Consider the following 15,953-nt stretch of genomic DNA (forward strand, 5'->3'; position numbering starts at 1 on the left):
GCTGTTCGCCCATTAAAGTGGCACGCGAGCTGGGTTCAGAACGTCGTGAGACAGTTCGGTCTCTATCTGCTGTGGGCGTTAGAAATTTGCGTGGATCTGACTCTAGTACGAGAGGACCGAGTTGGACTGACCTCTAGTGTACCTGTTGTTTCGCCAGAAGCATAGCAGGGTAGCCACGTCGGGAAGGGATAAGCGCTGAAAGCATATAAGCGCGAAACCCACCACAAGATGAGATTTCTTTAAAGGGTCGTTGGAGATTACAACGTTGATAGGTCACAGGTGTAAAGGCAGTAATGTCATAGCCAAGTGATACTAATAACCCATAGACTTATGTACGCTTCTCCCGCTAGCAATAGCGGGAGAGACACACTCTTTTTATTTGACAATTTAGATATTATTTTACCATATGTTAATTTATACGGTTGAACCTGGTTCAACTGAAAATCTTAGGGTGGTTATAGCATTGGGGCTCACCTCTTCCCATCTCGAACAGAGAAGTTAAGCCCAATCGCGCCGATGGTACTGCATTTATGTGGGAGAGTAGGTCGCCGCCTTTCTTAATTCTGATACAATCAGAATTCTACAAACCTCATATCTTACGATATGAGGTTTTTTTATGAAAAATAATTAAATATGAACTGGAATACTTTTATGGAATAAGGAATTTACCAAAAAACTGTTAGGTTTCAATATTTGAAAGGCTATAGCTTCTAATTCCTGCAAACTGTATTTTAAAGATAAGATTTAGTAGACGCATTTGCGCTTCTATTATTAAAATAGTTGAGTATATTTCGATTATGAATAGACATTGTTCTAGCGATACTCTTGAATCTTTTAAAATTTGCTTGTCTCACTTTTTCATCCCATTTTGCAAATCTAATAAGGGTCACCGTTTTGTAATTTGTTTGATTATAAATCTATGCTAAATTTGATATAATTTGTAAGTCTTCTCTATGTCGGGATAGACTTTTAAAATAATTTCAACTCTTTTATATTTAAGCCAATTACTATTCGATTTATAGTGTCATTTTCTATAGTCTTCCAACGTTATTTAATTCTAATAGTTTAAAGTAGCCAAGGTTAGTTTTTGCGCATGAAATCTATTAATAACTTGTGTAGCTTGTGGGAATGATTTCTTAATAATTAACCCATATCTAGCGTCAACTATTTTAATTTTTCTGTATTTTTAAGTATTTTTATTCCAGTTGTTAGTTTAGTACTTTTAATCATTGTTATGAAAACACCTTTCTTTCCTTTTGTATTCTTATTGGTTACGATTGTATATAAATCGCCATTAGAAAAGCAGTTTTATCTATCGAAGAATATGCTACAGTATTATCTGGAAATAATAACCATTGTTTAACATGCTGTTTTTATTCCATTGTTTGAAGTCACTTAGAGAATCTTTATACTTTCTTTGTGAGTTTCTAAGGTTTACATCATAAAAACCTTATATAAGACCAGTGCTCGTAGCATTATTAGTGACTGATTTATTTAAAAAAAAAAGCAGTAAACTCACTAGTAATCCTAGTGCCTTTTGCTACTAATTACAAATCTCTTGTAACTACTTTTTAGAATTTTAAAAGGAATGTCGTCTAATAAGACGTAGAAAAACGTTTTACCACGGATTAGGAAATCTTTTACTGTAGCCTCTGGAAAAAAAACTTTAGAACTTAACTTCAGGACTTTAAATTCTTCTGGAACCGTATTTAATTCTGTAAAATAGAAGTGAATTTCTCCTTGTTTAAGTTTGTGTTTGGTCAGTTTAAAATAAGTGATAAGAACTTCTAGTAATAATAATTTTATAGTATCAATTTAACTGTCTGAAAATTTGTATTCGAAGTATCATTATTCGTTAATTAATAGTTAGAAAGTAGTGTAATAGACGAGCTTTTCAAGCAAGAAGTTATTGATGTTATTTAAAGAACGTAATTAATGCTTGTCTTGCGTGAAGGATTGAAGTGAAAAGCCCACAGTGAGGAACGAACGAGGACTTGTAGCGGAAAGCCTGACCATTTTTATGCTGATTGTTTATTTATCTGAACCATACTATTTTAAAAAATGGGCACGCCCAAATGAATTGAAATCTTATTTAATAGTAAAAAACTCATCAGGATTACCGATGAGTTTTATTTAATTCTATTTTTTAGAATATTTACATCGCAACTAAATCGCCAGAGACATCTTTTGAAGGTAACTCTGTTTTACCCATTAAGTGAGTTTATATAAATCTAACTATTTTATTAGTGACTATCTTATAAAATTATAATGCGGTAGATTGTCTTACTCTGGCACGCAATGTGCTTGAGTTTACACGGTAACCAGTAAACATGTGGTGGTACACACGACCCACATATGCTGTCCACCAATCACTATACTCAACGGTGTTTCCTCTACTATTTGTTACTTGTAGATTTCCTTGGTCGGATCCATCTTGTCCGATTAATCGAATGCGGTAATCTATTCGAGCGTTACCAGAAGATACTTCTACTCTTTTGTTTACGGTTACAGGTTCCCATTCGGTTGCTTCTCCGAATGCAACAGGATTACCAACATTAATCCAATCACTTTTATCTCCCGTTTCATTATCTGTTGTATACTGGTATTGGTACTGAAGTTTTAGAAGTGTTGGTACCCCTGGGGCTTCATAAAGAATGTTATAATATTTTACCCATGCTGTCTCACCAGTATTTGCCGTTGTTATTGTTGGGTACGGAACTTTATTTTCTATAATAATTGGCGCTTCATCAAAACTATGTATAATCACATTAGATTTTCCTACAGGTAAATCGATGTCACGATTATAGACTAGGTCTAAATTGGCTACCGCTCCTTTGTGTAGTTTAAGATTGGCTATTCCTGATTCGGTTGTAAAAAACTTACCTACGGCACCCCTAGGAATATAACTGAAGGTGGGTAATGAAGATGTTTCATTGGTTAATAGGCGTTCATTTAATTCTACCATATTAATGCTATTCGCATTTCCTCCACTCATGGGAACCATATAATGTAATTGGAATTGCGCTGTTGTACCATCATTAACTTGAGTGCTTTCGTATTCTACAAAATGCTGCTCACAGGCTACAATTAGAAAAGTGCAAACCAGAAAGAGTCCTATTTTAGCTAAATATTTCATAATTTTTATATTTCTTAAGTTTAACATATTTTTTTATTCTGGTAACTCTCCAGGGTATACAAACCATGGTATTGAAGTATGATAATTGTCTGCTGTTCCGGAAATAGGTTTTAGTTTTTCTAATGATGGTAAATTCCACATATATTCTGAATTAAAACGCGGTCTTAAACGATAACTTGGAGAACCTTCATTTCGTATATTATAAGCTCCCTTTCTTCCTTGTACTTGTGCTGGTGCTAAATACAATCCTTTATATATTTTAGAAGGATCTGAATCTATTTTTTGATTTAAAGAAGCCTGTATGAATCCGTCTCCGTTGCTAGGAGCATCTCCTGCAAAAGCGATATCATAATTATATTTACGCATATCTACCCACGCTTCTTGCGCTCCCCATGGGTATAGTGCCACCCATTTTTGCATCATAATGTGTGATAGCGTAAAATCGGTTAATCCATTCACAAATGGTCCGTTTAGATATTCGTAAGAAAGATCATTAAAAGCACCTGTTGTAATCTTGTCTCCACCAGTTGCACTACCTTCGTTACCTGTAGAGATATAACGTGCTGTTGTTTGCATGTCTGCTCTAATTCCTTCTTTAAAGGCATTAAATGCTTCTGGTTTTTGGTTTAATTTCCAATAAGCTTCTGCTAAACAGAATTTTATTTCTGCATAGGTTGTTAAAATATAAGGAGCGTCGTCTCTGTATACCCAACGCCCTGATCCATCATTTACGGTTCCTGAATATTGAGATGATAGTGTTCTACCATAGTAAGAAGGTGCTTGTCCAATAGAACCTGTAGTTCCTGTAAAAGAGCCTCCATAATATTTATAAGCTTTTATACTATCATTATTGTCTAAATCTTCATAAGTTGGGTTGCTTGTGGTTGCCAACTTTACTGCGACTCTAGGATCAAAATGACCTAATTGGTTTACTAAAGTATCTGTAATAATTTGTTTTGTTGCAAGTTCGTATGGATGATATGGATTATTACCTCCAATAATTTTATCACCTGTTCCTAATTCATACTCAGGAACTGTTCCTGTAAATACTTGTACAGCGTATTCGTGTTGAAAATAACTATAACTTAAGTTGCGTCTTGCTGTTCCCCAGAAATTATTATAACTACTGTAAGGTGAAGATTGTGAGCCACCACCAATTTTTACGGTTGCATCGTCACTAGGGCTTTGAAAAGATTTTCCTGCAGCTGTTATTAATTCTTGTGCATAAGTACTACTAAAATCTGTTTTATTGGTTAAAGAAGCTAGGTTACGAACAATAATAGCATAGGAAAATTTAATCCATTTGTCTTTATCTCCACCATAAATAAAATCATTATCACTTATTTTATTTCCATAAGATTGATCATCAGCTCGTTCTAGTAATTCAACAGCTTCATAGGCCCATTCGCGCACTTGTGCATACACTTCTTTTTGATAATCATAGTCGTGTTGCAGTAAATCTGGTACAAATGCATCTTTCATAGGTACTTCTCCATGAACCTTTGTTAATAGATCCCAACTAAATGCTTTCATGGCTAAACCAATTCCAGCTAATGTCCAATCTTCTGCAGCTTTAGATTGATTGATTAAATTTTCTAGATTTTGACCTTGACTCCAATACGTCATTCGCCAAATTTGTCCTCCAGAATCACTTCCTGGGTTGTAGTAATGACTAGCAAAATTAGAGTAGCTACTTGTACCCATCATTTGTGTCATTGGTGCAATGGCGCGTAAGTCGTAAAAAAGTTCTTGGTATTGCTGAGTGACACCAGCTAAATACAAATATCCATCTACTTTAGCAGGAGCATCTATATTTTCATTTACATCGAGGTATTCTTCACAGCTAGTTAAGCTGAAAAATAGTATTAGTAGGTATATAAATTTATTTTTCATGACGTTTTAATTTAAGGTTAAACTTAATCCTATAGAGAAACTACGAGGGTTTGGCATTGAAAACACATCGATACCTTCACCACCTGTACCACCAGCTGCAGCAGAAACTGTATTTCCTACAGCATCAATACCAGAGTAATTTGTCCATGTAAATAAATCATTTGCTACAAAAAATAAATCCATTTTAGATAAAATTTTTGTTTTGCGAAGTGCTTCCTCTGGCAAGCGGTATGAAAAACGGAACTCTTGCATTCTTAAATAGTTTACATCTTTTTCTAACCAATCTTCATCTCCTCCACTAAAAATAGTAGATCCATAGGTTCTATAATCCACAGAAATTGTGTTTTGGGTTGGGTTTGCACTGTTCTCATTACCGTCTTTGATAACACCATTAAAAATTTGAGGTTGTCTTTCTCGCAAAGCAACCGATTCCCAACTTGTTCCTCGTTGCATCATATATCGTTTTGTGCCATTTACAACTGTAGCTCCTAAACGTCCTGCAAATAAACTTGATACTCTAAAGTTTTTATATTTCAAACTTGTCATTACTCCGAAACGTAATTTTGGTTCTCTGTCTCCAATAATGGACCATTGACTCGCAGTTAGTGGTAATCCGGTTGTTGGTGAAATTAAGATATCTCCATTATCATTGCGGTCATAAGCTCTTCCAGTTAGTGTGGTAATTGGTTCACCTCTCATAATACCGTTTCTTATATTTCCTGAATTCCAGGTATTTGGATTGTAGTATTCCGTTACATTTTCAGGAAGAAAAACAACTTCTGAAGTTCCTTTTGAACCATTTACTCCAACATTCCAAGTAAAATCATCTGTCTTTATCACATCAACATCAATATTTGCTTCCCATCCTTTTGTTTTAAAGGTACCAACATTCATGGTGTTTAACACAAAGCCTGTAGCATAACTTAATCGGAAACCTTGTACGATCTGATCTGAATTCTCTGTTTCAAAGTAGGTAAAACTTGCTTTAACTCTGTTATTAAACAATCTTAAATCTATACCTGCCTCATGTGCTGTTGTAATTTCTGGTTTAAGATTAGGGTTTGGTCCTGTAAAACCATATTTAAAACCGCCACCTGTTAGGTTGGTGTTTTGCAATTCAGGATCAATTTGCAAAGGTCTTGCGTCTTTACCAACTTGCGCCCAAGAACCACGTAGTTTTAAATAATTGATTGGTTTTATATTTTTCATAAAATCGAAATCAGAAACAATTAGAGCGCCTTCAAGAGCAGGATAGAAATAGCTGTTATTATTTACAGGTAATGTAGACGACCAGTCATTTCTAGCTCTTAAAGTTATAAAAGCAATATTGTCATATCCGAATTCAAACGAACCAGAAACTCCTTGTACTCTTCGTTTTGTATTTCTTTGTCTAGCAGTTTGTGTTAATGGGTCTGTATTGTTGATCGATTGAAAATTAGGCTCAATAAATTTACCACCGTAACTTGCAGCTCTTGTAACTCCGTTTTCTAATTGATGATATCCTAACTGACCAGAAAATGAAAATTTCTCATCAAAAAAATTATTTGTGTATCCTGTAAGAATATTAATAGTTGGATCAGAAAAATTAGACTGTACAAGATTATACTGACCTTCACCAGCATTTCTATTGGCATAATAAGGATGGTTAGAGGTTACAAAAGTTTGCATTCCAACATCCCAACCAACTTGCGCTCTTATAAACGTGTTTTTAGAAGGGGTAATATTAAGAGCGATGTTACTGATAAATCGATCTGATTCATCATAATACTTATTTTTATTCATTCCGAAAAGAGGGTTCAGTAAATCTTCATCAAGATAATACTCTGGGTTTCTCATATGACTACCATCTTCAGCAAGATAATTGCTCATATCGTCTACCATTGGCCACAACATAGCACTGTATAATGGACCTGCTGTACCTTTTCGAACCTTAGTATTTGTAGTACTTGTATATTGTAGTGCTCCTTCAAACGTTAGCCAATCTGTAACATTAGCCCTACCAGACAAACTTAAATTTGTCCTACTATAATCTGTAGTTTTTAAAACACCTGTTTCATTTAATTGAGAAAAACTAGCACGGATAGTCGCTTCTTCAGACCCACCTTCAATAGAAACATTGTATCGTTCTTGAAAACCTGTTTGAAGAACTGCATCAATATTATCATAGGTTTTAGTTCCTTCAGGATACTGTCCTCCAAATTTACTTGTAAAATAGTAGTTTGTTGTTCCATAGGCTCCATTGGCATATTTATCTTGCATTTCTGGATAGCCGTAAGCTTTGCTAAATTTGATATAGTTGCTAAATTTCACTTTACCTTTTCCTGCAGTACCTTTTTTAGTAGTGATAATAATTGCACCATTTGAGGCATCTGAACCGTATAAAGCCGCGGCACCAGCACCTTTTAATACTGTTATAGACTCAATGTCTTCAGGATTAAAATCATTACCTCTTGAAGAAAAATCCATATCACGAACAGAAAAACCACCTCCAGCCATACCACTAGGATCAAAAGTAGAGTTGTTCATAGGAATACCATCTACCACATAAAGTGGCTGATTATTACCAGATATAGAGGTGATATTTCGTAAAATTACGGTATTAGATGCTCCAGGGCTTCCGCTAGTAGATCCTATATTAAGGCCAGCTACTCTTCCTGCGAGTGCAGAAATAAAATTTTCTCTACCAGAGTCTTCAATTGTTTTACCATCAATTTTTTGTACCGAAGAACCAATACTTCTTTGAACACGTTTTAAACCGAATTCAGCAGTAATTACAATTTCATCTAAAGCTGTTTCACTTTCAGTTAAGGTGATATTTATTTTTATTTTATCAGCAATTATTTCTCGGCTTTTGTACCCCATAAAAGAGAAAATTAATTTTTCACCCTTTTCAACGGTTAGGTTATAGTTTCCTTTAAAATCAGTAAATGTACCTTTTTTTGTGCCTTTTACTTGTACAGCCACTCCTGGTAAGCCATTATTTAGCTCGTCTGTAACATTTCCGCTCACTGTTATATTCTGTGAAAATAATACGGAAAACGAAGTTGTAAAAAAAACCAGCAGCGTGAGTTGAATGTTTTTTGTCATGACTTTTTTTTATTTGTGATTGTAAACTTAATAAAAAAAATACAATATTTATGCATTTTAAGAGATATTTATGCAGGATTTATGCGTATTTATGTGTTTTGATGTTGTTTTATTGCAGTATTTTGTGTTCTTAAACATAGTATATTCTCTTTTTAACACATATTTCTAATTATATTATTTAGGATTACATAGAACTGTATTTAAATAAAACAACACAATTTTTAATTCAATACAGAAAAGAAAAAATTACTATTGTTTCCTAATAAAACTAAAAACATATCTCTAATTTAAAAGATGGAAGGGCGTAGCAAGTTTTATTATAGTTTTAGGAGAAATGTGCAAGTGGAAGTTCTTTTTAGAAGATTGAATCTCCGGTTGAATACAAATTTTTCTTAATTATAATGAAAAATAGACATGCTTATTTTATGAGATATACAATTGTTAAATTTTATAACTTATTATTGTCTATAAATTAGATTCGTAGAAAGGAATGAAGCTATTTGGTGTTTATTTTAAGATCATTTAATTCTCAGGTCTTCAAAAGGAGCTTTTTATTGTTTTAAATAGTAATTTTTATGATGCTATTCCGTTATAAAGTATATTTGTAAAACGAAACTAAATTAGTTAATGACAAAGTTATTTTTTATTTCTATTTTATTTTTTTCGATCTCCTTAAATGCTCAGGTTGGGGGAGAAAGAATCTATCAGTTTTTAAATGTTTCTACATCTGCAAGACAAGTAGCATTGGGAGGTGAAGTATTAACGTTGATAGATGATATTAATCAACCGATATGGAATCCTTCTACTATAAACAGTGATTTAGATAGGAGATTATCTGTAAATTATTCTAGTTATTTAGCAGGAATAAACGTTGGTTCTATTTCTTATGCTAGAGAAATTTCAAGGAGATTTGGTACAGTTCATGCGAGTATAAAGTACTTAGATTATGGTACTATTATTGGAGCAGATGAAGAAGGAGTTGAAATTGGTAATTTTAAGGCAAGTGATATTGCTGTTTCTGTTGGATATGCCTATAATTTGCCAAATACTAACTTTTATTTAGGAGCGAACTTAAAGTTAATAACGTCTAATATTAGTAATTTTTCTTCTACAGGAATTGCAACTGATATAGCTTTATTATACCAAAGTCCTTTTAAGCCATTTTCTTTTACACTTGTGGCAAGAAATATAGGAACTCAAATTTCAACCTTTAATGGTTTAACAGAAAAATTACCTTTGGAGGTAGCTTTAGGAGGTTCTTATAAATTAGAACATGTTCCTTTAAAATGGTACGGAACTTTAGATAATTTACAACAGTGGGATATTTCTGTAGCGAATCCTTCAGATCAAACCACAGATTTAGAAGGAAATGTATCTCAAGAAGGCGTTGGTTTTATTGGAAATACTTTAAGACACTTTGTGCTTGGAGCAGAATTGTTTCCAGAAAGTTTGATAAATGTACGATTGGGATATAACTTTAGAAGAGCAGCAGAATTAAAGTTACAAAATGCGAGAACTTTTAGTGGAATTTCCTTTGGTTTTGGAATAAAAATGAATAGATTTAAATTTAATTATGCACATTCTAAATTTCACTCTGCGTCTAATGTTAGTACATTTAGTTTAGAGATAGATTTAGATAATAGAAGGTATTAAATGAAGAAAAAAATTACGATTGCTATAGATGGATTTTCATCGACAGGGAAAAGTACAATCGCTAAATTATTAGCAAAAAAGTACAATTACATATATGTAGATACAGGCGCAATGTATAGAGCCGTAACTTTGTATGCAAAACAAAATAATTTTGTTGGAAAAGACTTTTTAGATAAAGAAGAACTTATTTCTAGTCTAAAAAATGTTTCTCTTTCTTTTTGTTTTAATGCAGATTTAGGTTTTGCTGAAATGTTTTTAAACGGAATAAATGTTGAAAAGGAAATTAGAACATTAGAAATTTCTCAATTAGTAAGTAAAGTGTCTGCTATTTCTGAAGTTAGAAAAAAATTAGTTGCAGAACAGCAAATAATGGGAGAAGATAGTGGTGTTGTTATGGATGGTAGAGATATTGGAACAGTCGTTTTTCCGAATGCAGATGTAAAGTTATACATGACCGCTTCTGCAGACAAAAGAGCAACTAGGCGTTACAAAGAGTTAATTGATAGAGGAGACAAAGTAGATTTTAAAGACATTCTTTTTAATGTAGAAGAAAGAGATAGAATAGATTCTACAAGAGAAGATTCTCCTTTAATGAAAGCAGCCGACGCTATTGGGTTTGATAATTCTGATATGGGAATTAACGAACAGCTTGAACGTATTTGCGCTTTAGTAGATAGAAAACTTTAAAAACTTCTAATACATAGCAAGTAGGTTTAGCCCTGATTGAAACGGCATCCTTTTTATAGCTCTTTAAAAAAGAGTAATTCTTTTAATTATGAGATTGCCACGGTTTACAAAAAGTAAACTTCGGAATGACAGCATAAAAAGATATAGTGGAAAGCAGGAAATAGCTTCTAAAAAAAACAGAGAATATCTGAATATTAAGGAATATTCAGATATTTATGCGTTTGTAAAGAAATTTTCCATTTCGGATTTTTCATAACATATTCTACAATAAGTGGCGTCATTTTTTCTTTTTTACTCCATTCTGGTTGTAAATAAAGTTCACATTCAGCACCCACTTTAGCAGCCTCTTGTTCTGCAAAATCAAAGTCAGAATTATTATGAATAATCATTTTTAGCTCATTCGCTTCCGGATAACATTCGGCTAAAGGAAGTTTATTTTTCTTTGGTGAAAGGCAAAACCAGTCCCATTTTCCAGAAAAAGAATACGCACCAGAAGTTTCTATATGCGTTCTAATATTATTTTTTTGGAGCAAATCTGTAATATAATTCATAGACCACATTAAAGGTTCACCACCAGTTATAACAACGGTTTTAGCATGTTTTTTTACATTATCTACAATCGTGTCAGCCAACGTTGGTGGGTGCAATTCTGCATTCCAGCTTTCTTTAACATCGCACCAATGGCAACCAACATCGCAACCACCAACTCTAATAAAGTAAGCGGCAGTTCCTGTGTGAGCACCTTCACCTTGTATTGTATAGAACTCTTCCATTAATGGAAGCATAATTCCTTTATCTACTAAATCTTTTGTATTTTTATCCATCTTCATTAAAATCTACCCAAAAAGGTTTTAAGGGTGCAAAGGTAGTTTTTGTATATCAAGAATAAAAGGAATAATAAATTAATTCTAAAGGCTTAATAATCAAAACAATTTCGTAAATTTGCACTCCTTTTTACGAGAACAGATTTATAAAAGGAAAAGTATAACACAATTTATAAAAACAACTCTTTGCGTTTTTATCGTTAAAAATCTGGTGAACAATAAGATACAAAAATTATTTCTCGGAAATGTCTGAAGAAACAAAAAACACTGAAGAGCAGTTAGCTGCTACTGAAGTACAAGAAACAGCGACTCCAGCTGTAGATCCAAAACAATTTTTAGCTGATTTTAACTGGCACAAATACGAACAAGGTATTGAAGCTGTTGATGAAGAAAAATTACAAGCTTTTGAAAAAGCGTTAGAAGGAACTGTTGGTTTTGTAAACGAACGTGACGTAATTGAAGGAACTGTAATCAGAATTACTGATAGAGATGCAATTATCGATATCAACTCTAAATCTGAAGGAGTTATTTCTTTAAACGAATTTCGTTACAACCAAGGCTTAAAAGAAGGAGATACAGTAGAAGTATTAGTTGACAAAAGAGAAGATTCTTCTGGTCAATTAGTATTGTCTCACAAAAAAGCAAGAGTAATTAAAGCATGGGAACGTGTTAATAACGCTCATGAAACTGGTGAAGTAGTTAACGGTTTCGTTAAATGTAGAACTAGAGGTGGTATGATTGTAGATGTTTTCGGAATCGAAGCATTCTTACCAGGATCTCAAATTGACGTGAAGCCAATTAGAGATTACGATCAATATGTAGAGAAAACAATGGAATTCAAAGTTGTGAAAATCAACCACGAATTTAAAAACGTTGTTGTATCTCATAAAGCTCTTATTGAAGCTGATATTGAATTACAGAAAAAAGAAATCATTGGTCAACTAGAAAAAGGACAAGTATTAGAAGGTGTTGTTAAAAACATTACTTCTTATGGTGTGTTTGTAGATTTAGGTGGTGTAGATGGTTTAGTTCATATTACAGATTTATCTTGGTCTAGAATCAATCACCCGAACGAGGTTGTTGAATTAGATCAAAAATTAAACGTTGTAATTTTAGACTTTGATGATAACAAATCTAGAATTCAATTAGGTTTAAAACAATTATCTGCGCATCCTTGGGAAGCTTTAAACGATACTTTAAAAGTTGGTGATAAAGTAACTGGAGAAGTTGTAGTAATTGCAGATTATGGCGCATTTGTAGAAGTTGAACAAGGAGTAGAAGGGTTAATTCACGTTTCTGAAATGTCTTGGTCAACACATTTACGTTCTGCACAAGATTTCGTAAAAGTTGGTGATAAAGTAGAAGCGCAAGTTTTAACTTTAGATAGAGAAGACCGTAAAATGTCTTTAGGTATCAAACAATTACACCCAGATCCTTGGACAGATATTACAACTAAATTCCCAGTAGGTTCTACGCACACAGGTACTGTAAGAAATTACACAAACTTTGGTGTTTTTGTAGAATTAGAAGAAGGAATTGACGGTTTAGTATATATTTCTGATTTATCTTGGACTAAGAAAATTAAGCACCCATCAGACTTTGTAACTGTAGGTGACAAATTAGAGGTTCAAGTATTAGAATTAGATGTAGAGAACAGAAAGTTAAACTTAGGTCATAAGCAAACACAAGATAACCCTTGGGATGCTCATGAAGCTACGTATGCAATCGGTTCTACACATGAAGGTACTGTAAAAGAAAAGAATGATAAAGGAGCAGTTGTAACTTTTGCTGATGGAGTTGAAGGTTTTGCACCAACAAGATTCTTAGAAAAAGAAGACGGTTCTAAATTAGAAAAAGGAGATACAATTAAATTTATTGTATTAGAATTTTCTAAAGAATACAGAAGAGTTGTTGTTTCTCATACTTCATTATTTAGAGAAGAAGAAAAGAGAAATATTAAAACAGCAGCTAAGAAAACTGCAGATGCAGAAAAAACTACACTTGGAGACATCGGTGGTTTAGCAGCATTAAAAGAGAAAATGGAAGCTGGTAACAAAAAGAAGTAATTCTTTTACAACAAGCCGATATTTATAATATCTAAAAGCCGATGCAATTTGCATCGGCTTTTTTTTGTTTAAAACTCTACCTATTAATTTATTTTAGAAGCTACTGTTCTATAAACTTAATATTAAGTTGGGCGTTCCCTAAAGGTCGGGCTTTACGCACTCGTTTTTTTTAAGAAAAATAAAAAAGAGCTCAAACAAATGCTTCAATCCCTAACGCAAGCATTTTTGCTAACTTATTTAATGAGCTATAATTTCTTTGAGTTTTAAAAGGGAATCAGATTGCTTTTTTTAACCTTTATACAAAGAACTAAATCAGAATAATTTATCTTTGTAAAGCTAATTAAAAAAGACAATCAGAAGTATGACATTAATAAAATCAATATCAGGAATTAGAGGAACCATTGGAGGTAAAACTGCCGACAATTTAACACCAATAGATGCTGTAAAATTCGCTTCAGCTTATGGAGCTTTCATAAAAGAAAGAAACAAAAGTAAGAAAAAGATAAAAGTAGTAATTGGTAGAGATGCTCGTATTTCTGGAAAAATGATTTCTAGCTTAGTGGCAAATACTTTGGTCGGTTTAGGTATTGATGTTGTAGACTTAGGTTTATCAACAACACCAACCGTAGAAGTTGCAGTACCTTTAGAAAATGCAGATGGTGGTATTATTTTAACCGCATCCCACAATCCGAAACAATGGAATGCATTAAAATTATTAAACGAAAAAGGAGAATTCTTAAACGGAGCAGAAGGAGAAAAAATTCTTGAATTAGCAGAAAACGAAGATTTCTTATTTGCAGATGTAGATGATTTAGGATCTTATACAAAAGACAATTCTTATTTAGAAAAACACATTCAAGAAGTTTTAAATCTTGAATTGGTAGATATAGAAGCAATAAAAAAAGCGAAATTTAAAGTAGTTGTAGATGGTGTAAATTCTACAGGAGGTATTTTTATTCCTGCTTTGTTAAAAGAATTGGGTGTTGATTGTGTAGAATTATACTGCACACCAAATGGTGAGTTTCCTCATAATCCAGAACCTTTGAAAGAACACTTAACAGACATATCTAACTTAGTTGTAAAAGAAAAAGCAGATTTCGGAATTGTTGTTGATCCAGATGTAGATAGATTAGCTTTGGTTTCTGAAGATGGTTCTATGTTTGGCGAAGAGTATACCTTAGTTGCCTGTGCAGATTACGTTTTAGGTAAATTAGGTGGTGGAAACACGGTTTCTAACTTATCATCTTCTAGAGCATTAAGAGATGTTACCCAAAAACATGGTGGAACGTATACAGCATCAGCAGTTGGGGAAGTAAATGTCGTCATCAAAATGAAAGAAACCAACACTGTTATTGGTGGAGAGGGAAATGGAGGGATTATTTACCCTGCTTCTCACTACGGCCGTGATTCTTTGGTGGGTGTTGCGTTATTTTTATCACATTTAGCAAACACTAAAATGTCTTGTAAGGAATTGAGAGATTCATATCCTAGTTACTTCATGAGTAAAAATAAAATTCAGTTAACGCCAGAAATAGATGTTGACAAGATTTTAGAAACTATGGCTTCAACATATAAAAATGAAGATGTAAACACAATAGATGGTGTAAAAATAGATTTTTCAGAGGAATGGATTCATTTAAGAAAATCGAATACAGAGCCAATCATTAGAATTTATACAGAAGCAAAATCACAACAAGCAGCAGATGATTTGGCTGTAAGATTTATTAAGGAAATTAAAGAAATAATAGCATAATATTTTGAAAACAAAAGTAATAATAGGTTCGTTTTTATTAATGAGTATTTGTTCTTTTTCACAAAAAAAAAATACAGACACTTTAGAAATAATAGAAAAAGTAACAAACAAAGGAAAATTTTTTGTCTATTGGGGATGGAATAGAGCTAATTATTCTAATTCTGATATTCATTTTACAGGTGATAACTACGATTTTACTCTACAGAATGTAAAAGCGAAAGACAGACAAACTCCGTTTAGCTTTAACGATTATTTTAACCCAGGAAGAATAACTATTCCTCAAAATAATTATAGAATAGGTTATTTTTTAAAAGAAAACTATACGATTTCTATTGGTGTAGATCATATGAAATATGTAATGGTTGCAGATCAAACAGTAAAAATTGATGGAGAAATCAATTCAGGAACTCCTTTTGATGGTGTATATAATAATGATGATAGAATTCTGTCTAAAGATTTTTTACAGTTAGAACATACAGATGGTTTAAATTATGTAAATGTAGAGTTTAGGAGGTTTGATGAAATAGGTCATTTAATTGGTCTAAATCATAAAAACTTTCAAATAAACCTTACAGAAGGTTTTGGAGCAGGTATTTTGTATCCAAGAACAGATGTAACATTATTTAACCAAGAAAGACACGATGAATTTCATATTGCAGGTTGGGGAGCTTCTGCTGTAGTTGGTCTTAATTTAACTTTTTTTAAATACTTCTATATTCAATCAGATTTAAAATTGGGTTATATAAATTTGCCAGATGTTAGAACTACAATAAACCCAAATGATGGTGCATCACAAAGTTTTTATTTTTTCCAAAAGAATATTTTAATAGGAGGAAAGTTTAGAATTTTTTAAA

Annotated in this window: 10 protein-coding genes and 2 rRNA genes (1 of these 12 only partly in view); 7 read left to right on the top strand and 5 right to left on the bottom strand. The window is 32.8% G+C overall.

From position 1 onward, the window contains the following. Together CW731_RS00150 and rrf are read left to right on the top strand one after the other, a co-directional pair. Positions 1-336, top strand: a 23S ribosomal RNA gene (locus tag CW731_RS00150) (it extends 2,548 nt beyond the left edge of the window). 111 nt (positions 337-447) lie between these two features. Beyond that, positions 448-557 (top strand): 5S ribosomal RNA (gene rrf, locus CW731_RS00155). 174 nt (positions 558-731) lie between these two features. On the opposite strand, the gene CW731_RS15920 is transcribed toward rrf, so the two are convergent. From CW731_RS15920 to CW731_RS00170, 4 genes are all read right to left on the bottom strand, one after another. Beyond that, positions 732-890, bottom strand: coding sequence for a transposase (locus tag CW731_RS15920; protein ID WP_157812156.1), 159 nt, complete (start codon positions 888-890; stop codon positions 732-734). Positions 891-2,263: 1,373 nt separating this feature from the next. Further along, positions 2,264-3,136 (bottom strand): hypothetical protein, encoded by an 873-nt coding sequence (locus tag CW731_RS00160; protein WP_100947578.1) that lies wholly within the window; start codon positions 3,134-3,136, stop codon positions 2,264-2,266. A 33-nt stretch (positions 3,137-3,169) separates the two neighbouring features. Then, complete coding sequence (locus tag CW731_RS00165; RefSeq protein ID WP_100944806.1) at positions 3,170-5,029, bottom strand: SusD/RagB family nutrient-binding outer membrane lipoprotein; 1,860 nt, start codon at positions 5,027-5,029, stop codon at positions 3,170-3,172. A 6-nt stretch (positions 5,030-5,035) separates the two neighbouring features. Continuing rightward, positions 5,036-8,116, bottom strand: a complete 3,081-nt coding sequence (locus tag CW731_RS00170) for a SusC/RagA family TonB-linked outer membrane protein (RefSeq protein WP_100944807.1) — start codon at positions 8,114-8,116, stop codon at positions 5,036-5,038. Between the two features lie 627 nt (positions 8,117-8,743). Between CW731_RS00170 and porQ the strand changes: the two genes are divergently transcribed. Together porQ and cmk are read left to right on the top strand one after the other, a co-directional pair. Continuing rightward, the gene (gene porQ, locus CW731_RS00175) at positions 8,744-9,769 is read left to right on the top strand and encodes a type IX secretion system protein PorQ (protein ID WP_100944808.1); all 1,026 of its coding nucleotides are present in this window, start codon (positions 8,744-8,746) and stop codon (positions 9,767-9,769) included. Next, on the top strand, positions 9,770-10,456 hold the full coding sequence (gene cmk, locus CW731_RS00180) for a (d)CMP kinase (RefSeq protein ID WP_100944809.1): 687 nt from the start codon (positions 9,770-9,772) through the stop codon (positions 10,454-10,456). A gap of 194 nt (positions 10,457-10,650) precedes the next feature. Here cmk and CW731_RS00185 read toward each other — a convergent pair whose 3' ends face one another. Then, the gene (locus CW731_RS00185) at positions 10,651-11,280 is read right to left on the bottom strand and encodes a 7-carboxy-7-deazaguanine synthase QueE (protein WP_100944810.1); all 630 of its coding nucleotides are present in this window, start codon (positions 11,278-11,280) and stop codon (positions 10,651-10,653) included. Positions 11,281-11,525: 245 nt separating this feature from the next. Between CW731_RS00185 and rpsA the strand changes: the two genes are divergently transcribed. From rpsA to CW731_RS00200, 3 genes are all read left to right on the top strand, one after another. After that, on the top strand, positions 11,526-13,346 hold the full coding sequence (rpsA, locus tag CW731_RS00190; protein WP_100944811.1) for a 30S ribosomal protein S1: 1,821 nt from the start codon (positions 11,526-11,528) through the stop codon (positions 13,344-13,346). Positions 13,347-13,707: 361 nt separating this feature from the next. Next, positions 13,708-15,099 (top strand): phosphoglucosamine mutase, encoded by a 1,392-nt coding sequence (glmM, locus tag CW731_RS00195; protein ID WP_100944812.1) that lies wholly within the window; start codon positions 13,708-13,710, stop codon positions 15,097-15,099. 40 nt (positions 15,100-15,139) lie between these two features. Further along, positions 15,140-15,952, top strand: coding sequence for a hypothetical protein (locus tag CW731_RS00200; RefSeq protein ID WP_100944813.1), 813 nt, complete (start codon positions 15,140-15,142; stop codon positions 15,950-15,952). Position 15,953: the final 1 nt, after the last annotated feature.

The organism is Polaribacter sp. ALD11, assembly GCF_002831685.1.
In the GTDB taxonomy this organism is placed as follows: domain Bacteria; phylum Bacteroidota; class Bacteroidia; order Flavobacteriales; family Flavobacteriaceae; genus Polaribacter.

Coding starts and splice junctions, on each gene's coding strand:
- CW731_RS00170 (WP_100944807.1), bottom strand. CDS start 8,116: ATGACAAAAAACATTCAACTCACGCTGCTGGTTTTTTTTACAACTTCG.
- CW731_RS00200 (WP_100944813.1), top strand. CDS start 15,140: ATGAGTATTTGTTCTTTTTCACAAAAAAAAAATACAGACACTTTAGAA.
- rpsA (WP_100944811.1), top strand. CDS start 11,526: ATGTCTGAAGAAACAAAAAACACTGAAGAGCAGTTAGCTGCTACTGAA.
- CW731_RS00185 (WP_100944810.1), bottom strand. CDS start 11,280: ATGGATAAAAATACAAAAGATTTAGTAGATAAAGGAATTATGCTTCCA.
- CW731_RS00165 (WP_100944806.1), bottom strand. CDS start 5,029: ATGAAAAATAAATTTATATACCTACTAATACTATTTTTCAGCTTAACT.
- CW731_RS00160 (WP_100947578.1), bottom strand. CDS start 3,136: ATGAAATATTTAGCTAAAATAGGACTCTTTCTGGTTTGCACTTTTCTA.
- porQ (WP_100944808.1), top strand. CDS start 8,744: ATGACAAAGTTATTTTTTATTTCTATTTTATTTTTTTCGATCTCCTTA.
- cmk (WP_100944809.1), top strand. CDS start 9,770: ATGAAGAAAAAAATTACGATTGCTATAGATGGATTTTCATCGACAGGG.
- glmM (WP_100944812.1), top strand. CDS start 13,708: ATGACATTAATAAAATCAATATCAGGAATTAGAGGAACCATTGGAGGT.